The sequence below is a fragment of the Paraburkholderia sp. BR14312 genome (assembly GCF_040948675.1).
Classification (GTDB): Bacteria; Pseudomonadota; Gammaproteobacteria; order Burkholderiales; family Burkholderiaceae; genus Paraburkholderia; species Paraburkholderia nodosa_A.
This window is the reverse complement of sequence record NZ_JBFPKI010000010.1, coordinates 16,282-32,970: the sequence shown is the minus strand read 5'-3', so window position 1 is coordinate 32,970 and position 16,689 is coordinate 16,282. Positions and strand designations below refer to the sequence as shown.

Annotated in this window: 13 protein-coding genes and 1 pseudogene; 5 read left to right on the top strand and 9 right to left on the bottom strand. The window is 66.5% G+C overall.

Features of this window, described 5'->3' with window-relative positions:
• Nucleotides 1-210 precede the first annotated feature (210 nt).
• The 6 genes and pseudogenes from AB3X98_RS26355 to AB3X98_RS26330 form a co-directional block, all read right to left on the bottom strand.
• On the bottom strand, nucleotides 211-1,629 hold the full coding sequence (locus tag AB3X98_RS26355; protein ID WP_069265215.1) for an amino acid permease: 1,419 nt from the start codon (nucleotides 1,627-1,629) through the stop codon (nucleotides 211-213).
• A gap of 323 nt (nucleotides 1,630-1,952) precedes the next feature.
• Nucleotides 1,953-2,609, bottom strand: a complete 657-nt coding sequence (gene rqpR / locus AB3X98_RS26350; protein ID WP_069265214.1) for a response regulator transcription factor RqpR — start codon at nucleotides 2,607-2,609, stop codon at nucleotides 1,953-1,955.
• On the bottom strand, nucleotides 2,606-3,631 hold the full coding sequence (locus AB3X98_RS26345) for a sensor histidine kinase (RefSeq protein WP_368603793.1): 1,026 nt from the start codon (nucleotides 3,629-3,631) through the stop codon (nucleotides 2,606-2,608). The genes rqpR and AB3X98_RS26345 overlap by 4 nt, the downstream gene beginning before the upstream one ends.
• A 403-nt stretch (nucleotides 3,632-4,034) precedes the next feature.
• Nucleotides 4,035-4,805 carry a ferredoxin--NADP reductase gene (locus AB3X98_RS26340; protein WP_069265213.1) on the bottom strand — a complete coding sequence of 257 codons (771 nt, stop codon included), beginning with the start codon at nucleotides 4,803-4,805 and terminating at the stop codon, nucleotides 4,035-4,037.
• A gap of 788 nt (nucleotides 4,806-5,593) precedes the next feature.
• Nucleotides 5,594-6,394, bottom strand: a complete 801-nt coding sequence (locus tag AB3X98_RS26335; protein WP_069265212.1) for an endonuclease/exonuclease/phosphatase family protein — start codon at nucleotides 6,392-6,394, stop codon at nucleotides 5,594-5,596.
• Nucleotides 6,395-6,448: 54 nt separating this feature from the next.
• Nucleotides 6,449-6,871: pseudogene (locus AB3X98_RS26330) on the bottom strand (hypothetical protein); the annotation flags it as partial.
• 649 nt (nucleotides 6,872-7,520) lie between these two features.
• Here AB3X98_RS26330 and AB3X98_RS26325 point away from each other — a divergent pair.
• The 3 genes from AB3X98_RS26325 to AB3X98_RS26315 all read left to right on the top strand — a co-directional run bounded on the left by AB3X98_RS26325 (nucleotide 7,521) and on the right by AB3X98_RS26315 (nucleotide 9,654).
• The gene (locus AB3X98_RS26325) at nucleotides 7,521-7,829 is read left to right on the top strand and encodes a DUF4148 domain-containing protein (protein WP_368603794.1); all 309 of its coding nucleotides are present in this window, start codon (nucleotides 7,521-7,523) and stop codon (nucleotides 7,827-7,829) included.
• Nucleotides 7,830-8,030: 201 nt separating this feature from the next.
• The gene (locus AB3X98_RS26320) at nucleotides 8,031-9,137 is read left to right on the top strand and encodes an NAD(P)/FAD-dependent oxidoreductase (protein ID WP_368603795.1); all 1,107 of its coding nucleotides are present in this window, start codon (nucleotides 8,031-8,033) and stop codon (nucleotides 9,135-9,137) included.
• A 205-nt stretch (nucleotides 9,138-9,342) separates the two neighbouring features.
• Complete coding sequence (locus AB3X98_RS26315) at nucleotides 9,343-9,654, top strand: high-potential iron-sulfur protein (RefSeq protein WP_368603796.1); 312 nt, start codon at nucleotides 9,343-9,345, stop codon at nucleotides 9,652-9,654.
• 80 nt (nucleotides 9,655-9,734) lie between these two features.
• Here the strand turns inward: AB3X98_RS26315 and AB3X98_RS26310 are convergent, their stop codons facing one another.
• Entirely contained in the window at nucleotides 9,735-11,249 is a 1,515-nt protein-coding gene (locus AB3X98_RS26310) for an amidase (RefSeq protein WP_069265208.1), read from the bottom strand.
• Between the two features lie 167 nt (nucleotides 11,250-11,416).
• Nucleotides 11,417-12,115 carry a dienelactone hydrolase family protein gene (locus tag AB3X98_RS26305; RefSeq protein ID WP_368603797.1) on the bottom strand — a complete coding sequence of 233 codons (699 nt, stop codon included), beginning with the start codon at nucleotides 12,113-12,115 and terminating at the stop codon, nucleotides 11,417-11,419.
• Nucleotides 12,116-12,380: 265 nt separating this feature from the next.
• Between AB3X98_RS26305 and AB3X98_RS26300 the strand changes: the two genes are divergently transcribed.
• On the top strand, nucleotides 12,381-13,532 hold the full coding sequence (locus AB3X98_RS26300; RefSeq protein ID WP_368603798.1) for an NAD(P)H-dependent flavin oxidoreductase: 1,152 nt from the start codon (nucleotides 12,381-12,383) through the stop codon (nucleotides 13,530-13,532).
• A 570-nt stretch (nucleotides 13,533-14,102) separates the two neighbouring features.
• Nucleotides 14,103-15,248 carry a branched-chain amino acid ABC transporter substrate-binding protein gene (locus tag AB3X98_RS26295; protein ID WP_342924397.1) on the top strand — a complete coding sequence of 382 codons (1,146 nt, stop codon included), beginning with the start codon at nucleotides 14,103-14,105 and terminating at the stop codon, nucleotides 15,246-15,248.
• Between the two features lie 116 nt (nucleotides 15,249-15,364).
• Here AB3X98_RS26295 and AB3X98_RS26290 read toward each other — a convergent pair whose 3' ends face one another.
• On the bottom strand, nucleotides 15,365-16,585 hold the full coding sequence (locus AB3X98_RS26290; RefSeq protein WP_069265204.1) for an MFS transporter: 1,221 nt from the start codon (nucleotides 16,583-16,585) through the stop codon (nucleotides 15,365-15,367).
• Nucleotides 16,586-16,689 lie beyond the last annotated feature (104 nt).

Genomic DNA, 16,689 nt, shown 5'->3' with positions numbered 1-16,689 from the left:
GGTGGAGCGGAATCTGGGTCCGGCTGGTGCCTTGCTGTTCAGTGAAGCCTGGGGTGACGCCCGGACAGTAAAGCACAATTTGCCGAATTTCGCTGCGCGGAGTTTTACCCTCCAGAATGCTTGCGGCCAGCAAAAAAACGGCCCGCCTCGATGACTCGGGCGGGCCGTTGCGTTGCAGTGCAGCGATGAGTCACCGCGAGATCACGCGCATCAGTCGTGATGCACGTGCTCGTGCGGTGCGTGCGCGAGACGCGAATGGCGACGCGAGTAGCCGAAGTAGACGATGAGGCCGAACGCGGTCCAGACCAGGAACGCGACCCACGTGAGCGGCTGGAGATTGATCATGAGGAACAGGCACGAAGCGACCGCGAGAATCGGCACCACGGGCACACCCGGGCAGCGGAACGCGCGCGGCAGGTGCGGGTGCGTACGGCGCAGGACGAGCACGGCGATCGACACCATCGAGAAGGCGGCGAGCGTGCCGATGTTGATGAGTTCGGCGAGCACGTTCAGGGGCACGAGCGCGCCGATCAGACCAAAGAAAATGCCGACGAGCCAGGTCGTGAAGAACGGCGTGGCGAAGCGCGGATGCACCTTCGAGAGCTTCGCGGGCAAGAGACCGTCGCGCGACATCGCAAAGATGATGCGGGTCTGGCCGTAGCTCATCACGAGGATCACGGTGAGCATGCCGAGCACGGCGCCCAGATCGATGAAGCCCGCGACCCAGTTTTCGCCCGCCACCTGCAGCGCGAACGAGACCGGGTGGCCGACATGGGCGAAGCGCGGCGAGGGCACGATGCCGGTCACGACCGCCGCCACGGCGACGTAGAGCACCGCACACACGGCGAGCGAGGCGATGATACCGATGGGCAGATCGCGCTTGGGGTTCTTTACTTCCTCGGCGGCGGACGACACCGAGTCGAAGCCGATGAACGCGAAGAACATCACGGCCGCGGCGCCGAACACGCCGCGCCAGCCGTTGGGCATGAACGGATGCCAGTTCGCGGGGGTCACGTGGAACACGCCCACGGCGATCACGAGCAGCACCACGGTCACCTTGATCGCCACCATGATGTTGTTGATGCGCGTGGATTCGCGCACGCCCACGGAAAGCAGCCCCGTGATCGCCATCATCACGAGGAAGGCGGGCAGATTGAAGAGCGTGTGCACGCCGGGCACGGCGCCGGGCGCGGCCGAGAGCGCGGCCGGCAGCGTGAGGCCGAAGCCCGAAAGCAGCGACTGCAGGTAGCCCGACCAGCCCACCGAGACTGCGGAAGTGGCGAGCCCGTACTCGAGCATCAGGTCCCAGCCGATCACCCACGCGGCCAGCTCGCCGAGCGTGGCGTACGAATAGGTGTAGATCGAGCCGGCCACGGGAATGGTCGAGGCGAACTCGGCGTAGGCGAGCGCGGCGAAGCAGCAGGCCACGGCCGCGATCAGGAACGCGATCATGAGCGCCGGGCCGGCCTGCACGGCGCCGGTGCCGGTCAGCACGAAAATGCCGGTGCCGATGATCGCGCCGATGCCGAGAAAGGTGAGGTCAAGTGCGCCGAGTGCTTTTTTCAGGCCGGCGCCCTGGGCGCTTGCCTGCAACATGTGCTCGACGTTCTTCTTGCGAAAGAGGGACATTTGGCGGGGAACTCCACGTAAAACGCGCGAAGGCGAGGAGCTGGAGCGGTGGTTGACCCGTGGTTGACCCATGATTGACCTACGCCCGCCTGCGCCGGCTTCGCGTGCCGGATGCCTTTGGGGGAAACCCTAAATTTTAGCGGAACTCGCGCGCGAGACCGGTCGAGCAGGGTCGGAAGCGTTCGTTTGACGCGGACGATTCCGCCGCAATCCGCGACGCCCGCGCGCGATCCTTGCGGGGACCCGCGCAAACGGCGAGATTCATTTCCGGATCAACGGGTTGTGGCGAAAGGCCGCCTTGATGCCGCAGGGGCGCCGCAACGTCAGGCGTTGACGGTAGGCGAAAGGTCGACGAGCCGGTTGCTCATCACATAGAAGGTCAGCTCGGCGTTATTGGTGAGCTTCATCTTTTCGAGCAGGCGCGTGCGGTAGACGCTCACGGTCTTCACCGACAGCGAGAGCGCGTGCGCGATGTCGGTGAGACGCTTGCCCGAGGCGAGCATGCACAGCGTCTGGTATTCGCGGTCGGAAAGCTTCTCGTGCGGCAGTTGCTCGCCGTCCACCAGCACGTAGTCGGCGAGCGCTTCGGCCATGGCCGGGCTCACGTACTTGCGGCCCGCGGCGACCTGCTGGATCGCGGAGATCATCTGCGCGGCGTCCACCGTCTTCGACAGATAGCCGGCCGCGCCCGCCTTCAGCGCGCGCACCGCGTATTGATCCTCGCGATACATCGAGAACATCAGCACTGGCACGCGCGGCGCCTTTTTCTTGGCACGCTTGAGCACCTCCACGCCATTCATGTCCGGCAGCGAGATGTCGAGCAGGACCACGTCGCACACATGCTTCGCGATCGCGGCCAGCGCCTCGGCGCCCGTTTGCGCTTCGATCACCTCGGTGGCAATGCCGCGGTCGAGCAGCAACTGGCGAACGCCCTGGCGCACGACGGCATGGTCATCGACGAGCAGGATGCGATGGGTCATGAGCGGGCGCCTTGTTTCATGAGGAGGGGCGACGCGGAATGGGCGGCGCCGAGCAGCGCGTCCCAGGCGAAGCGCGCGCGCACGGTCGTGCCGCGTGGGGCGGCTTCCTGCGGTGCGTCGTCGTCGTGCGCGTGCGTGATGCCGCCCTTGACGGCGCGCAGCGAGCCGCCGAAGGCGGCGCAGCGCTCGCGCATGCCGGCGAGGCCGTAGTGGGCGGTGCGGCTCGCGCCTTTGTCTGTGCTGTCGTCGCCATGACCGTTCGTCAGGCTGCGGCGCGTGCGGCCCGCGGCGCGCGCGAGGCCGATGCCGTCGTCGGCGATGGTGAGCGTGAGGTGGCGCGCCGTGCTTTCGAGCCGCACCTCGGCGCACGTGGCCTGCGCGTGGCGCGCCACATTGGCGAGCGCCTCCTGGGCGACGCGGAACACGGCGAGCGCGGCCTCGGCGGGCAGGCGGGCAAGGCGCGCGTCGTCGCCGGCGCCGGCTACGCTTGCGGCGAGGCCCGTGCGCGCTGCGAAGCTGTGCACCCACGACGAGAGCGCCGGTGCCAGGCCCGCGTCGAGGTGCGGCGCGTGCAGGCCGTCGAGCACCTGGCGCATTGCGCCGGTGGCGGCTTCGAGCGAGCGGGCGACGAGCGCGAGCGCCTCGGCGCATTGCGGCGGGGCATTGGCGGGCAGCCAGGTGTGGACGTTGGCGAGCGCGAAGTGCGTGGCGGCGAGTTCCGCGCCGACGCTGTCGTGCAGGTCGCGCGCGAGCTGGTGGCGCACGGCTTCGTCGGCGTGAATGGACTGGGCGGCGCTGCCGTGGGCAAGCGTGCGGCTCGCGCGGCGGCGTGCGCCGCGCGCTGGCGCGGCAATCTGCCGATGTGCGCGCTCGAGGCCTTCGAGCGCGGCCACCGTGGCCGCCTCGTCGGCGGCAGCGGACCAGGCGAGGAGGGCGAGGCCGTCGACGCCATGAGCGGCGCGCGGCGCATCGCCGGCGGGCGTGCGCGCGTTCGGCGCGGCGTATCTCGACGTATCCATCATTCCCCCGTTCAGGAACCGGTTCCTGCTGTCAGACGTCCGTCGGGATTTGGCTTCCCCGCGTGACGGCGAACAGCACGGCGCAGCGTAACGAAATTTACAACCAGTAACAACCTGGCTCTGCCCCTGGACACGTATGAGTGTGTCCAATGTTGCGTTGCGATAATATCTTAAAAAAAGAAAAACTTCAGACTGGACAAGGGTTAGCGGCCAAACTTCAGGTGTAGCATGAGGTCGCAGCGCTTTGTCATGTAGGAAAAATACTGACAGGAAAGGTATCGTATTTGTGTGACAACTGTAACTGCGTCAACGACAAAATACAGGGCCAATTAAAAATGCGCAGGCGAAAAAAAACCGGAGCACGAGGCTCCGGTTCTTCTTGTCGCGAGCGACCTGAGGTGGGCGCTTAACCGACGAACGCCTTTTCCACCACGTAGTGACCCGGCTGGTTGTTGCTGCCTTCCGTGAGGCCGGCCTTTTCCAGCAGATCGACGGTGTCGCGCAGCATGTGCGTGCTGCCGCAGAGCATGATGCGGTCGCGCTCGGGCGAGAACGACGGCAGATCGAGGTCTTCGAACAGCTTCTTCGTGTCGATCAGCTCGGTGATCCGACCGCGGTTGTCGAACACTTCGCGCGTGACGGTCGGGTAGTACACGAGCTTCTCGCGCACGATCTCGCCGAGGTATTCATGCTCGCGCAGCTCTTCGGTGATGAAGTCCTTGTACGCAAGTTCGTCGACGAAACGGCAGGTGTGCGTGAGCACGATCTTGTCGAAGCGGTCGTAGATGTCCGGGTCTTTGATGATCGACATGAACGGGGCGAGGCCCGTGCCGGTCGAGAGCAGCCACAGCACCTTGCCGGGCAGCAGGTTGTCGGCCACCAGCGTGCCGACGGGCTTCTTGCCGATCAGCACCTTGTCGCCGATCTTCAGGTGCTGCAGGCGCGACGTGAGCGGGCCGTCCGGCACCTTGATGCTCAGAAACTCCAGATGCTCTTCGTAGTTCGCGCTCGCGAGCGAGTACGCGCGCATCAGCGGCTTGCCGTCCACTTCGAGGCCGACCATGGTGAACTGGCCGTTATCGAAACGCAGGGCCTGGTCGCGCGTGCAGGTGAAGCTGAAAAGCGTGTCGGTCCAGTGATGGACGCTCAGAACGGTTTCTTCGGTGAATTTGCTCATGGTTCCTGAAGTGCGAAACAAGCGCCGCCTGACTGCGGCGATCCTGCCGGCCTGCTGTCCAGTACAGCGTAGCTTTGACGATATGCCCGGGACCCGTCGGCCTGGCTTTACGCCGCGGCAGGCAAGTCCCTGTTGTTTTGCCAGTTTGCCCCGCTGCGAACGGGGCGCAATCCGCTATTTTACCGCGCTCGCGCCGCAAGGACCCGGTCGATCCTGCTTTGTCGATCTGCCTGGACCGGGTTGGGTCCGCTGCGCGGCAAGGGAGGGTGGCTCGCTGCGGCGGTGTGCTGGCGTCCGCGCGCGGGCGCAACACGCTTTCGCGGGGACGGCTGGCGACGGCAAAAGGGGGGCGGCGGGTCAAACTTCACCCGGCCTCGCGGGCCGGAGCGGAGCTTGCCAGGACCCGCGAGAGCGGGTTCTCCTGCTGCTGGCGGCACGCGCCGGATTGCGAAAACGCGATCGGCTTGTGCGAATTTTCCGCTAAATGATACCGGAAGGTCTGACAGCCCGCAGCATTGACCCTGCTGGCGGGGCTGTTTCGGCGCGGGTTTTAGGCGCCGATGCGCGCGCAATGGCGCCATTTTCGACGCTGCAGCGGTGCTGCGACCGTGCGCCGCGGCGCGCGAGACAGCGTGGCGAGGTAATGCATCTGAGGAGACCTGACGAAACGCGCGGCGCGCGCGACGCGACATATTAGCGCGGGCTTGCACGCGCCGCGGGCCGCGATCGGGGGAGTGTCGCGCGGATGCTTCGGTGGAAGCCGCGCGCCGCCACTACTGCGTAGTGCGTCAGTCTTCGAGCCGCAGGCGCGCCATGTACGGCAGATGATCGGAGAGCCAGGCGGTCTCCTGCGCGGGCTGGATCAGCTCGACGGGCTTGAGGCCCCGGACGAACATCTTGTCGAGCGCGAGCGCCGGCGAAAAGGCCGGAAAGGTGCGCGCCGGCTCGCCGAGCAGCGTCGCGACTTCCTGCAGCCCATGCTCCGCAAAGAGCGGCACGGAATCGTTGCGCCAGTCGTTGAAGTCGCCCGCCAGCACGAGCGGCCCCTGCGGCGCCTCCTTCACGATCCAGTGCGCGATCCAGTTCATCTGCCGCAGCCGCGCGCTGCGGGTGAGCGCGAGGTGCGCGCACAGCAGCGTGACGGACTGGCCGGCTATGTTTGCGCGCGCAACGAGCAGCCCGCGCCGCTCGAAGCGGTGCGCAGAAATGTCCCAGCGTCCGCCCAGATCGAGCGGATGCGGCGAAAGAATCGCATTGCCGTGCCGCCATGAAGGCTTGAACACGTTGGGCCCGAGGGCGATCTGCAATTCGAGCGCGGTGGCGATTTCGGTGGCCTGGCAGTGCCAGACGTCGTCGAGCGGGTCGCCCAGCTGCGCGCCGAAGGCCGAGGCGAGCACCGGCTGCGGCAAGCGGCGGGCCATCGCTTCCTGGAGAAACCAGGCGTCGGCATGGGTGGACTGCACCCAGCGCCGCATCGCCTCCCAGGCCTCGAAGCCCAGCGGCGAGCGGCCCTTGTGCAGATTCCAGCTCACGGCGACGAAGTCTTTGCTCAGTGAGGTGTCGATGAGCGGTTGTTCGGGATTTCGCATGCGTTTTTTTCTAACGGATTGGGTCACGCCGGGTCGTGCATTGAATCGGTGCGGTCACTGTGCGGATGCGGACGGCGGCGCGAGCGTTGCGCGTACCCGGTACGCAAGCGAGGGGTTCTGGTCGACGATCTGCCAGGTCACCCACTGCCCATCGGGCACGATCAGGCCCGGGTGGCTCGCGTTCACCTGGCGCGGCTGCGGTGGCAGCCGGCAGCCTTCGGGCGTAGTCGGCACGGTGTCGTTCTCGAGAGTTTCCTGCGCGTCGACCGACAGGACGACCAGGTTCGCACGAACCTGCAGCGGCGAAACGGTGATCGTGCGCGACAGATCGATGCTGCCGGCCGGCTGATCCTTGCAGCCCACGCGGTGCGAGACGACCTTGTGATGCGTGTCCGTGTGCGCCTGGCCGATCGAGGTCGTGCCATTGAACGCGTCGATTTGCTGGCCGTCGCGCATCACCTGCAACTCCCACTGGACAGCGCCCTGCGTGACAGGAGCGGGCGCACCGGCGGTCCCGGCGGGTGCAGTGGGCGGCGGCGGGGGCGGTGGCGTCACGGCGCGTGAGGTCGGCGGCGGGGGAGGCGGAGGTGGCTCCGCCGGCGCTTGCGTGCCCGGCAGGATGGGCGGCTCCGAAGGCGTCGTATAAGCCGGCTGCGCCGTTGTTTGCGCCAGCGCGCACACGCTCGTTCCGGCGAGGGCGGCTAAGAGCAGCAGGGCAAGGCAATGTTTCCACAACTTCATATAGGTGGCTCCGTGCACGGCGCCGCGCGAGGCGACAGTGTCGGCAACGCTACGGCGGGGCGGGTACGTTCTGACCATCGATCCTATACCGGGTTCGCAAACGCCGGACCGCAGCGGTTCATCAGAGATGGGGGCGCGGCAGGCGCGCTTCAACCATCGCGTGCCGAGTGATTGGTTATTGAAGCGCAACAAACATAATATGTTTGGGGTGTTTTGGCGAAAATTGTTGTCGTTGCTGCAACGCTGACTTGTTCCTTATCGGGATGGCTTTTCGATAGCCCGTGTTTACACTGGCTTCCACGCGCCCAACGCGTTGTCCGGATTCCGCCGGCTGGCCAGCATCGGTTGCAAAGCTTGCCGGGCATCGTCTCGAAGGAGCATCGCCATGAAGCAGTCCGTTACGCTTGCTGTCCTGCTGGTCAGCGCCGCCACCGCTCTTGCCACTGCGCCCGCATTCGCTGGCGGCGATGCGGCGACGCCGGCGGTTCAATCGCTTCCCGTCGCGGCGGTCGCCACGAACGCCCCGAAGACGCGTGCCGAGGTGAAGGCCGAGCTGGCCAGCGCCCGTGCTCACGGTGAACTGAGTCTGGACCCGAATTCGCCGGCTTATCCGCAGCAATACGCGATGGGCGGCTATACCGCGCCTCGCGAGCAGGCCGCGGGCTTCTTCCACGCACACAACATCGCCAACTGACGCTTCGGCGCATGCGCGCCGACAGCCCTGCTCTGTTCCCTTCCGCTCTTTCCTTGCGAGAGTCTGGCGTAGCCTCCCCGCCGGGCGGCGTACAATTTTTGTCAGGCGGCGGCGCGCGTGGTGCGCTGCCCACCCCATGGCAGAGAGGATCGCGGTGCGGCCGGCTTGCCTGCCGGCGCTGCGAAGGCGGGATGCAGGGACATGGACCAGATCGAATGCGTGGTGATCGGCGCGGGCGTGGTCGGCCTCGCCGTTGCGCGTGCGCTTGCCGCGCGCGGGCGCGAGGTGATCGTGCTCGAAGCCGCCGAGGCCATCGGCACCAGCACCAGTTCGCGCAATAGCGAGGTGATTCACGCCGGGCTCTACTACCCGCGCGGCTCGCTCAAGGCGACGTTGTGCGTGCGCGGGCGCGAAATGCTCTACGAGTACTGCGCGTCGCACAATGTCACGCACGCGCGCTGCGGCAAGCTGCTCGTCGCCACGGCGGCGAACCAGATTCCGCAACTCGAGGCGATTCGCGCGCGCGGCAAGGAAAACGGCGTGTTCGACCTCACGCGTATCAGCGGCAGCGAGGCGCTCGCGCTCGAACCGGCGCTCGAATGCGTCGCGGCCGTGTACTCGCCGCAAACCGGCATCGTCGACAGCCATCAGCTCATGCTCGCGCTGCAAGGCGACGCGGAGCGCGACGGCGCCGTGATCGCGCTGAAGTCGCCGGTCGAGTCGATCGATGCGCTGGGCGGCGGCTTCACGGTGCGAACCGGCGGCGACGCGCCGATCGACATTCGAGCCACCTGCGTCATCAATAGCGCAGGCCTCTATGCGACGAAGCTCGCCAAACGCATTCGCGGGCTCGACGCGCGCCATGTGCCGCCGTTCTATCTGGCGCGCGGCAATTACTTCAGCGTTTCGGGTCGGGTGCCGTTCTCGCGCCTCATCTATCCGATGCCCAACGACGCGGGCCTCGGCGTGCATCTCACGCTCGATCTGGGCGGCCAGGCGCGCTTCGGCCCCGACGTCGAATGGATCGATGCGGTCGATTACGACGTCGATCCCCGCCGCGCCGATTCCTTCTACGCGCAGATCCGCACCTACTGGCCGGCGCTGCCAGACGGCGCACTGCAGCCCGCTTACGCGGGCACCCGCCCGAAGCTCTCCGGGCCGGGCGAACCCGCCGCCGACTTCATGATTCAGGGCGCGGCGTCGCACGGCGTGCGCGGCCTCGTGAACCTGTTCGGCATCGAGTCGCCGGGGCTCACGGCTTCACTGGCGATCGCACAGCGCGTGTGCGAGATGGCTTCGTTCGATTGATCGGGCTTTGCGCCCTTCTTCCGCCGAGCGGCATCATGCCGCTCACTTATCTCCAGCATTGCAGCGTCACCGGGGCTTGCTTCGTTGTTAAGCTTCTTCGCGACGCCGCCACCAGAGCGGCTCAGAGGCATGCGCGGCACGCGCCACACCATAGCGCCGCGCGAAAACCCAGCGAACGAATCGCCACAATACTGGAGTGAGTCATATGAAATCGTCCCGCCGCAGCTTTCTGATTACGAGCATCGGCGTCGCTTCGACGCTCGCGCTTTCGCGCCAGGCCCTCGCCGACGCGCCCAAGGCTGCCGAATCCGATCCCACTTCCCAGGCGCTCGGCTACAAGCTCGACGCGACCAAGGTCGACCGAGCGAAGTTCGCGAAGTACGCCGCCGGCCAGGACTGCAGCAACTGCACGTTCTACCAGGGCAAGGCCACCGACGCGTTCGCGCCGTGCCCGATGTTCGGCGGCAAGCAGGTCGCGGGCAAGGGCTGGTGCAGCGCTTATAACAAGAAGGCGTGATGGAACGGTGCGGGCACTGCAATGCGTAGACCCCACACGCTTCACTGCCCGCGCACGTCGTTCATGAAAGCGCGAGCGCGCTAGCGCCGCGCCTGCAGCAACGGCGGCCGACGGTTGAACCACGGGCGCGCCGCCTCCAGTTGCGCCGCGAGGCGCAGCAACAATGCGTCGTTGCCCTCGCGTGCGGCGAACTGAACGCCGATCGGCAGCCCACGAGCGTTCCACGCGAGCGGCACCGACATCGACGGCTGGCCCGTCAAGTTGAAAAGCTCTGTGCAGCCGGCCCACGCGAATGCCTTGTTCGAGGCTTCGGTCAGCAGCTTTCTCATCAGCACTTCCACCGGCATGGCCGTGACCGCGCGCATCTGGATGCGCTCGCTCTGGCTTGGCTTCAGTTCGCCGATTTTCACCGGCGGTGCCGCGAGCGTCGGGCACAGCAGCACGTCGTAGCGCTTCATCAGGTCGGCGAGCTGCGCCGTGATGCGCTGCTGTACGTCGAGCGCCGCGGGCAGCTCGCGCTCGCCGAGCTTCTGGCCGATGTGCGCCATGGCCCAGGTTGCGATCTCGAACTCCCGGCGGTGCGGCTTCGTGCCCGTGATGTCGTCCGCGTGCAGCACGTACTGCTCGGCCACCACCGACCACAGCATCAGGAACGCCTCGCGCGCCTGTGCGTAATCCACGGGCAGCGAAAACGGCTCCACGCGATGGCCGAGCGACGTGAGCAGTTCGGCGGCATCGTCGAGCGCGCTGCGCACTTCGGGCGCGAGTGTGTCCGCGAACATCGGCTCGGTCAACAGCGCGATGGCGAGCGGCTTCGAGCCGTCGAGCGGGGCGCGCGCGGCGGCGAGGAAGGTGCCGGGCGCGCCGGCAGGCAGCGCGGGGTCGCCGGCGATCAGGTCGAGCATCAGCGCGCTGTCACGCACGCTGCGCGACACCGCGAGATCGACGCCGAGTGCGCCGGGCGGGGGCGGCACGTCGGACGCCGGCTGGAACGCGCGCGACGGCTTGAAGCCGAAGAGCCCGCAGCACGACGCCGGAATGCGGATCGAACCGCCACCGTCGGACGCGTGCGCGAGCGGTACGATGCCTGCCGCGACCGAGGCGGCCGCGCCGCCGCTCGAGCCGCCGGGCGTGTGATCGAGGTTCCACGGGTTGCGGCAGGGGCCGAAGAGCTCGGGTTCGGTATAGGGCATCTGCCCGAGTTCCGAGGCGCTGGTCTTGCCGAAGATATTCAGGCCCGCGGCGCGAAACCGCGCAACCACGGGCGCGTCGGCGGTGGGAATGTAGTGGCGGTAATGACGGCTGCCGAGCGTCATCCGCAGCCCGGCCACGGCCGCGCCGAGGTCCTTGACGAGAAACGGCACGCCGGCGAGCGGCCCTTCGCTCAGCGCGCTCACGCCGTTGCCGGACGCCTCGATGCGCCGCGCGCGCTCGCGCGCCGCTTCATAGTCCTTGAGGACGATGGCGTTGATCGCGGGATTGGCGGCTTCCGCACGGGCGATGGCGGTGTCGAGCAGCTCGCGCGCGCTCACCTCGCGGCGTCGCACGAGATCGGCGAGGCCGATGGCGTCGTATTCCAGATAGTCGGATTGCAAGGCGCGCACTCCTCGTCGTCGGGTTGGGGCCGGGCTTGAGCGATACGGCTACGCAAGGAGTGTAAGCGGGCGGCGCGCCTGCGGGGTTTGTCGTTGCGCGCGCATCGATGCAGCGAGGCGTGCGCAACGACGGCCGGGCGACAACCGTCGTTGCCGCCCGAAGGGTATTACAGATGCTCGGCCAGGAAGCTCAACGTGCGGCCGTGCGCGAGCGCCGCAGCGTGCTGGTTGTACGAGGCGCGCACCGAGCAGTTGAAGCCGTGATCGGCGTTCGGGTACAGGTGGAACTCGGCGTTCGGGCGGCCCGCGAAGCGCTCCTTCACCTGACCCACCGCCGAAAGCGGAATGCCGTGATCGAGTTCGGCGTAGTGGAAGAGGATCGGCTTGGTGACCTTGTCGGCGAGATCGAGCTGATTCTGGATACCGCCGCCGTAGTACGACACCGCCGCATCCACCGAACCGCTGGCGGCCGCGAGGTAGGCAAGACGGCCGCCGAAGCAGTAGCCGATCGCTGCGACCTTGCCCGTGCACTCGGGCAGCGCGCGCAGCGCAGTCGCGGTCGCGGCGATGTCCTCGACCACGAGGTTGACGTCCGTCTTCTGCATCAGCGCGATGCCGCGATCGCGGTCCGCGCCGACGTAGTCGAGCTCGACGCGCGGGGCCGCGCGCCAGAACACGTCGGGGGCGATCGCCACGTAGCCGTCGAGCGCATATTGCTCGACGACGTCGCGGATGTGCCCGTTCACGCCGAAGATCTCCTGCAGGATGACGATGCCCGGACCCTTGCCGCCCCTGGGCAGCGCGAGGTACGCGCCGAAGCTGTCATTGCCGGCGGGAATGTCGATCCATTTGGTCGAAACGCTCATGTTGTTTCTCCGTCTTCATCAATGAGTCATGCGACGCGCCGCAGCGCTCAGGCAGGCGGCTCGCACACTGCCCGCGGCGCGTCGCGAAATCGGGGAGCCAGTTTGCCATAGGCCCTTGAACCTCTGCAGCGCACGCCGCGGAAAACCCGTTCTCGCAAGCGGATCGTAATGATCTCGATTATTCATTTTTCGGGCAGGAGGGCTTTGGCTAGAGTCGGTAGCGATTGCATCGTCATCGCTCGTTCAGCCATACAAGGATCGCCTCATGAGTTCTGCTCCCGCGTTGCGCACGTCGCCCGACTTTTCCACGCCGTTCAGCCGCCGCTTCGGTTTGCGCCTGCCGCTCGTGCAGGGGCCGATGGCGGGCGGCCCGACCACGCCCGCGCTCGTCGCGGCGGTGTCGAACGCGGGCGGGCTCGGTTTTCTCGCCGGGGCGGCGCTCGCACCCGAAAAGATCGCGAGCGAAGTCGCCGCGATTCGCGCGCTTACCGACAAGCCCTTCGGCGTGAATCTCTTCGTGCTCGACCCTGCGAATCCAGACGAAGCCACCGTGCGCCGCGCGCTCGAAGCGATCGATCCGGTGGCGGCTCAGCACGGTTTGCCGCCCGGTGAGGCGCTCGCACGTTACGCGCCCGACTTTCGCGCGCAACTCGACGCGGTGATCGAGCTGCGCGTGCCGGTGGTGAGCTTCACGTTCGGCCTGTTGCCCAAGTCCGACGTCGCGCGCCTGCATGCGGCGGGCAGCTACGTGATGGGCACGGCCACTCACGTGGCCGAAGCCATCGCGTGGCGCGACGCGGGTGCGGATGCGATCGTCGCGCAAGGCGCCGAAGCGGGCGGCCACCGCGGCACGTTCATCGGCGAGGCGCCGCACGCGCTTATCGGCACGATGGCGCTGGTGCCGCAACTCGTCGATGCGGTCGCTGCGCCCGGTGCGGTCGGCCTGCCGGTCCTGGCGGCGGGCGGCATCATGGACGGGCGCGGCATCGTCGCGGCGCTCGCGCTGGGCGCGCAAGGCGTGCAGATGGGCACCGCGTTTCTCGGCTGCGCGGAAAGTGCGATTCCCGCCGACTGGAAGGCGCGGCTGCGTACGTCGACGGATACCGCGACCTCGGTCACGCGCGCGATCACCGGACGCCACGCGCGCGGCATTCGCAATCCGCTCATGCAGCAGCTCGAGGCTCGGCCCGAGACGGTCGCGCCGTACCCCGTGCAGAACGCGCTCACGCAGCCGTTGCGGCAGCGCGCGGCGCGCGAGAACGACGGCGATTATCTGTCGCTGTGGTCGGGGCAGGGCGCACCGCTTTCGCGTACGCGCGAGGCCGGTCTCGGCGCCGCGCAAATCGTCGCTGCGCTCGATGCCGAATGGCGTGCTGTGTCAGGCAAACTACCCGGCAAACTGAGTCACGACGCGTGAGGCAGGTAGCCGCATGAGAGGCGAGACCGCAACGCATCGGCGTGCAAAATTAATCGAATGCTTACTTGAACCGGCACGCGCAAAAAAGTGCGTTCCGGGCGTCCGTGCGACTCGCAAACGTTATCGCGAATGGGAGGGGTTTTCATATGGTCGCACGGCACCCTGGTGTATTCCCGGAACGCGTGCGCTAACACACCAATAACTCCCGTCAAATAATCCAAAAAACGATTCGCGCGGGACCCCTCAGGGAATCTCCCCATAATTGGATCCAAAGTCCGGATGCCTTATTACATAAGGCTTGCGGTCGATTGATCAGGGTTTCGAACTGTTCTTGCAGTACGCATATTGGTACTCGCACCAATATCTGAAAAAAGTCCCCCAAATTAATTTGATCACCTACACTTGCGCGCAAGTATGGATGGGCGGCCCGCCATGAACGGACCATTCGCCATGCTGGCCAGGTGCATCAAGGATGCATCCTGCGTGGTCGTCCGCACGGGGAGCGACACGTTCGGGGCGCGGGAGCACTGGGCGATTACGTAGCTTTTGGGTTCGAAACTGGAGACTTACATGACTATCAAGCTTCACAAGCTGTTGCCGATCAGCGCTGCGGCCATTATGTTCGCGTCGTTCGCAACGGCAGCGAGCGCAGACGTTACGGTCAAGATTGGCCACGTCGCGCCGCTTACGGGTGGGATTGCGCACCTCGGTAAAGACAACGAAAACGGCGCACGTCTCGCAGTCGAAGAGATCAACGCGAAGGGCCTCATGGTCGGCGGCCAGAAGGTCACGCTCGTGCTCGACGCACAAGACGACGCAGCTGACCCGCGCACGGCCACCCAGGTCGCGCAGAAGCTCGTCGACGATAAAGTCGTTGCCGTCGTCGGCCACCTGAACTCGGGCACGTCGATCCCGGCATCGAAGATCTACAGCGATGCAGGCATCGTTCAGATCTCGCCGTCGGCCACGAACCCGGCCTACACGCAACAAGGCTTCAAGACGACCTACCGTGTCGTGGCGACCGACGCCCAGCAGGGCCCGGCGCTCGCGAACTACGCGGCGAAGAACCTGAAGGTCAAGACCGTTGCCGTGGTCGACGACTCGACGGCTTATGGCCAGGGTCTCGCGAACGAGTTCGAGAAGACCGCCAAGTCGCTCGGAATGAACGTGCTGTCGCATGACGCGACGAACGACAAGGCCGTGGACTTCCGCGCCATTCTGACGAAGATCAAGGGCGAAAACCCCGACGCGATCATGTACGGCGGCATGGATGCTACCGGCGGCCCGTTCGCCAAGCAAGCCAAGCAGCTTGGCCTGCGCGCGAAGGTGCTCGCGGGTGACGGCGTCTGTACCGACAAGCTGGCCGACCTCGCCGGCGACGCGACCGACAACATCGTGTGCTCGGAAGCCGGCATGGCGCTCGAAAAGATGCCGGGCGGCAAGGAATTCGAAGCCAAGTTCGAGAAGCGCTTCGGCCAGCCGATCCAGATCTACGCACCGTTCACGTATGACGCTGTGTACATCATCGTCGACGCCATGAAGCGTGCGAACTCGACGGATCCGGCAAAGATCCTCGCCGAAATGCCGACGACGGACTACAAGGGCGTGATTGGCGAGACGACCTTCGATTCGAAGGGCGACCTCAAGCACGGCGTGATCTCGCTGTACAACTACAAGTCGGGCAAGAAGTCGCTGCTCGACGTCGTGAAGATGTAATTCGCGCTTAGCGCGTACTTACCCATTTCGCTCACGCGATTGGAAAAGCCCGCAGGTTTCGGCCTGCGGGCTTTTTTTCGTTTGGGGCTGCGCGTGACGCAGTTATCGATGCGCCTTCAGATCCCGAGCCGCCGCAGCACCTTCGGCCCCGCAAACGCCACGAGCGCCGCGCACAACGCCACCACGGCGAGCCCGACCGTGAGGTTGGTCACCTGCGTGATGCCGCCGATCACCACCGGCCCGAACAGCAAGCCGAAATAGGCGATGCCCGCGACGTGCGCGAGCCCTTCGGCCGCGTGGATACCTTTCACGCGCGCAGCGGCTGCGAACAGCACCGGCATCATGTTGGCGAGGCCGAGCCCCATCAGCGTGAAGCCCGTGAGCGCGGTAAACGAGAACGGCAGCAACAGCGCGCCGATCATGCCCGCGCACGCGAGCGAGGCGCTCGCCATCACGAGCTGCGGCGCGCCAAAGCGCGCGCGCACGGCGTCGCCGGCGAAGCGCGCCGCGGCCATGCCGCCCGAGAACGCCGCGTAGGCCGCGCTGGCGAGCGCTGGCGTGGAAAGCACCACGTCGCGCATGTAGACCGTAGCCCAGTCGTACATCGCGCCTTCGGCGATCAGGGCGATCAGCGCGATGGCGCCGAGTGCCCAGAGCGCGGGCGTGCGCCAGCGGTTGCCGGTTTTCGCGTGCTCGCCGTGCGTAGCGTGCGGCACGTGCGGCAGGACAGCCGGGCACGAGACGAACAGCACGAGCGCCGCCAGCGCCGAAGCGAGAAAGAGATGCAGCGCCGGCGCCATGCCGCGCGCGAGCAGCGCGCCGCCAATCGCCGCGCCCGCCATGCCGCCCAGGCTGAACATGCCGTGCAGCCCCGACATGATCGGCTTGGCGACGGCTTCTTCCACGGCGCTCGCTTCGGCGTTCATGGCGACGTCGAGCGTGGCCATGCCCACGCCAAAAAAGGCGAGCACCACGATCAGCATCCAGTAATACGGGACCACCAGGATCAGCGCGCCGCACACGGACATCGTCAGGCCGCCGGTGAGACAGGCGCGGCGCGAGCCCACGCGCGCGATCCAGCCGCCGATGGTCGTCATCGCGGCAATCGAGCCCCCCGCGACCGCGAAGAGCGCATAGGAGAGCAGCGCCGGGCTTAGATGAAACTTGTCGCGCACGGTCGGCACGTGCACGCCCCACGACGCGTACATCATGCCGGCGACGAAAAAGAGCGCCATGGTCGCGATGCGCGCGCGATGACGCGTGGCGGCGGGCAGCGCCCGATGGTGGGCGGCTGGGCTCGCAACGGCGAGGGCGGGGTCGGTCGGTCGGTCGGACACGGGAATTCCGGGCAGAAGGAAGAAAAGGGACCAGGAAGGCGCCTGAAAGCAAACGATGATTCTAACGAAGGTGCGACTGGCCTGTCGCAGCGCGTTGGCCGGGC

What these genes read in the sequence shown, in the direction of transcription:
- rqpR (WP_069265214.1), bottom strand. Translation starts at nt 2,609, where the DNA reads ATGACCCATCGCATCCTGCTCGTCGATGACCATGCCGTCGTGCGCCAG.
- AB3X98_RS26300 (WP_368603798.1), top strand. Translation starts at nt 12,381, where the DNA reads ATGAGTTCTGCTCCCGCGTTGCGCACGTCGCCCGACTTTTCCACGCCG.
- AB3X98_RS26315 (WP_368603796.1), top strand. Translation starts at nt 9,343, where the DNA reads ATGAAATCGTCCCGCCGCAGCTTTCTGATTACGAGCATCGGCGTCGCT.
- AB3X98_RS26345 (WP_368603793.1), bottom strand. Translation starts at nt 3,631, where the DNA reads ATGATGGATACGTCGAGATACGCCGCGCCGAACGCGCGCACGCCCGCC.
- AB3X98_RS26335 (WP_069265212.1), bottom strand. Translation starts at nt 6,394, where the DNA reads ATGCGAAATCCCGAACAACCGCTCATCGACACCTCACTGAGCAAAGAC.
- AB3X98_RS26355 (WP_069265215.1), bottom strand. Translation starts at nt 1,629, where the DNA reads ATGTCCCTCTTTCGCAAGAAGAACGTCGAGCACATGTTGCAGGCAAGC.
- AB3X98_RS26320 (WP_368603795.1), top strand. Translation starts at nt 8,031, where the DNA reads ATGGACCAGATCGAATGCGTGGTGATCGGCGCGGGCGTGGTCGGCCTC.
- AB3X98_RS26305 (WP_368603797.1), bottom strand. Translation starts at nt 12,115, where the DNA reads ATGAGCGTTTCGACCAAATGGATCGACATTCCCGCCGGCAATGACAGC.
- AB3X98_RS26325 (WP_368603794.1), top strand. Translation starts at nt 7,521, where the DNA reads ATGAAGCAGTCCGTTACGCTTGCTGTCCTGCTGGTCAGCGCCGCCACC.
- AB3X98_RS26340 (WP_069265213.1), bottom strand. Translation starts at nt 4,805, where the DNA reads ATGAGCAAATTCACCGAAGAAACCGTTCTGAGCGTCCATCACTGGACC.
- AB3X98_RS26295 (WP_342924397.1), top strand. Translation starts at nt 14,103, where the DNA reads ATGACTATCAAGCTTCACAAGCTGTTGCCGATCAGCGCTGCGGCCATT.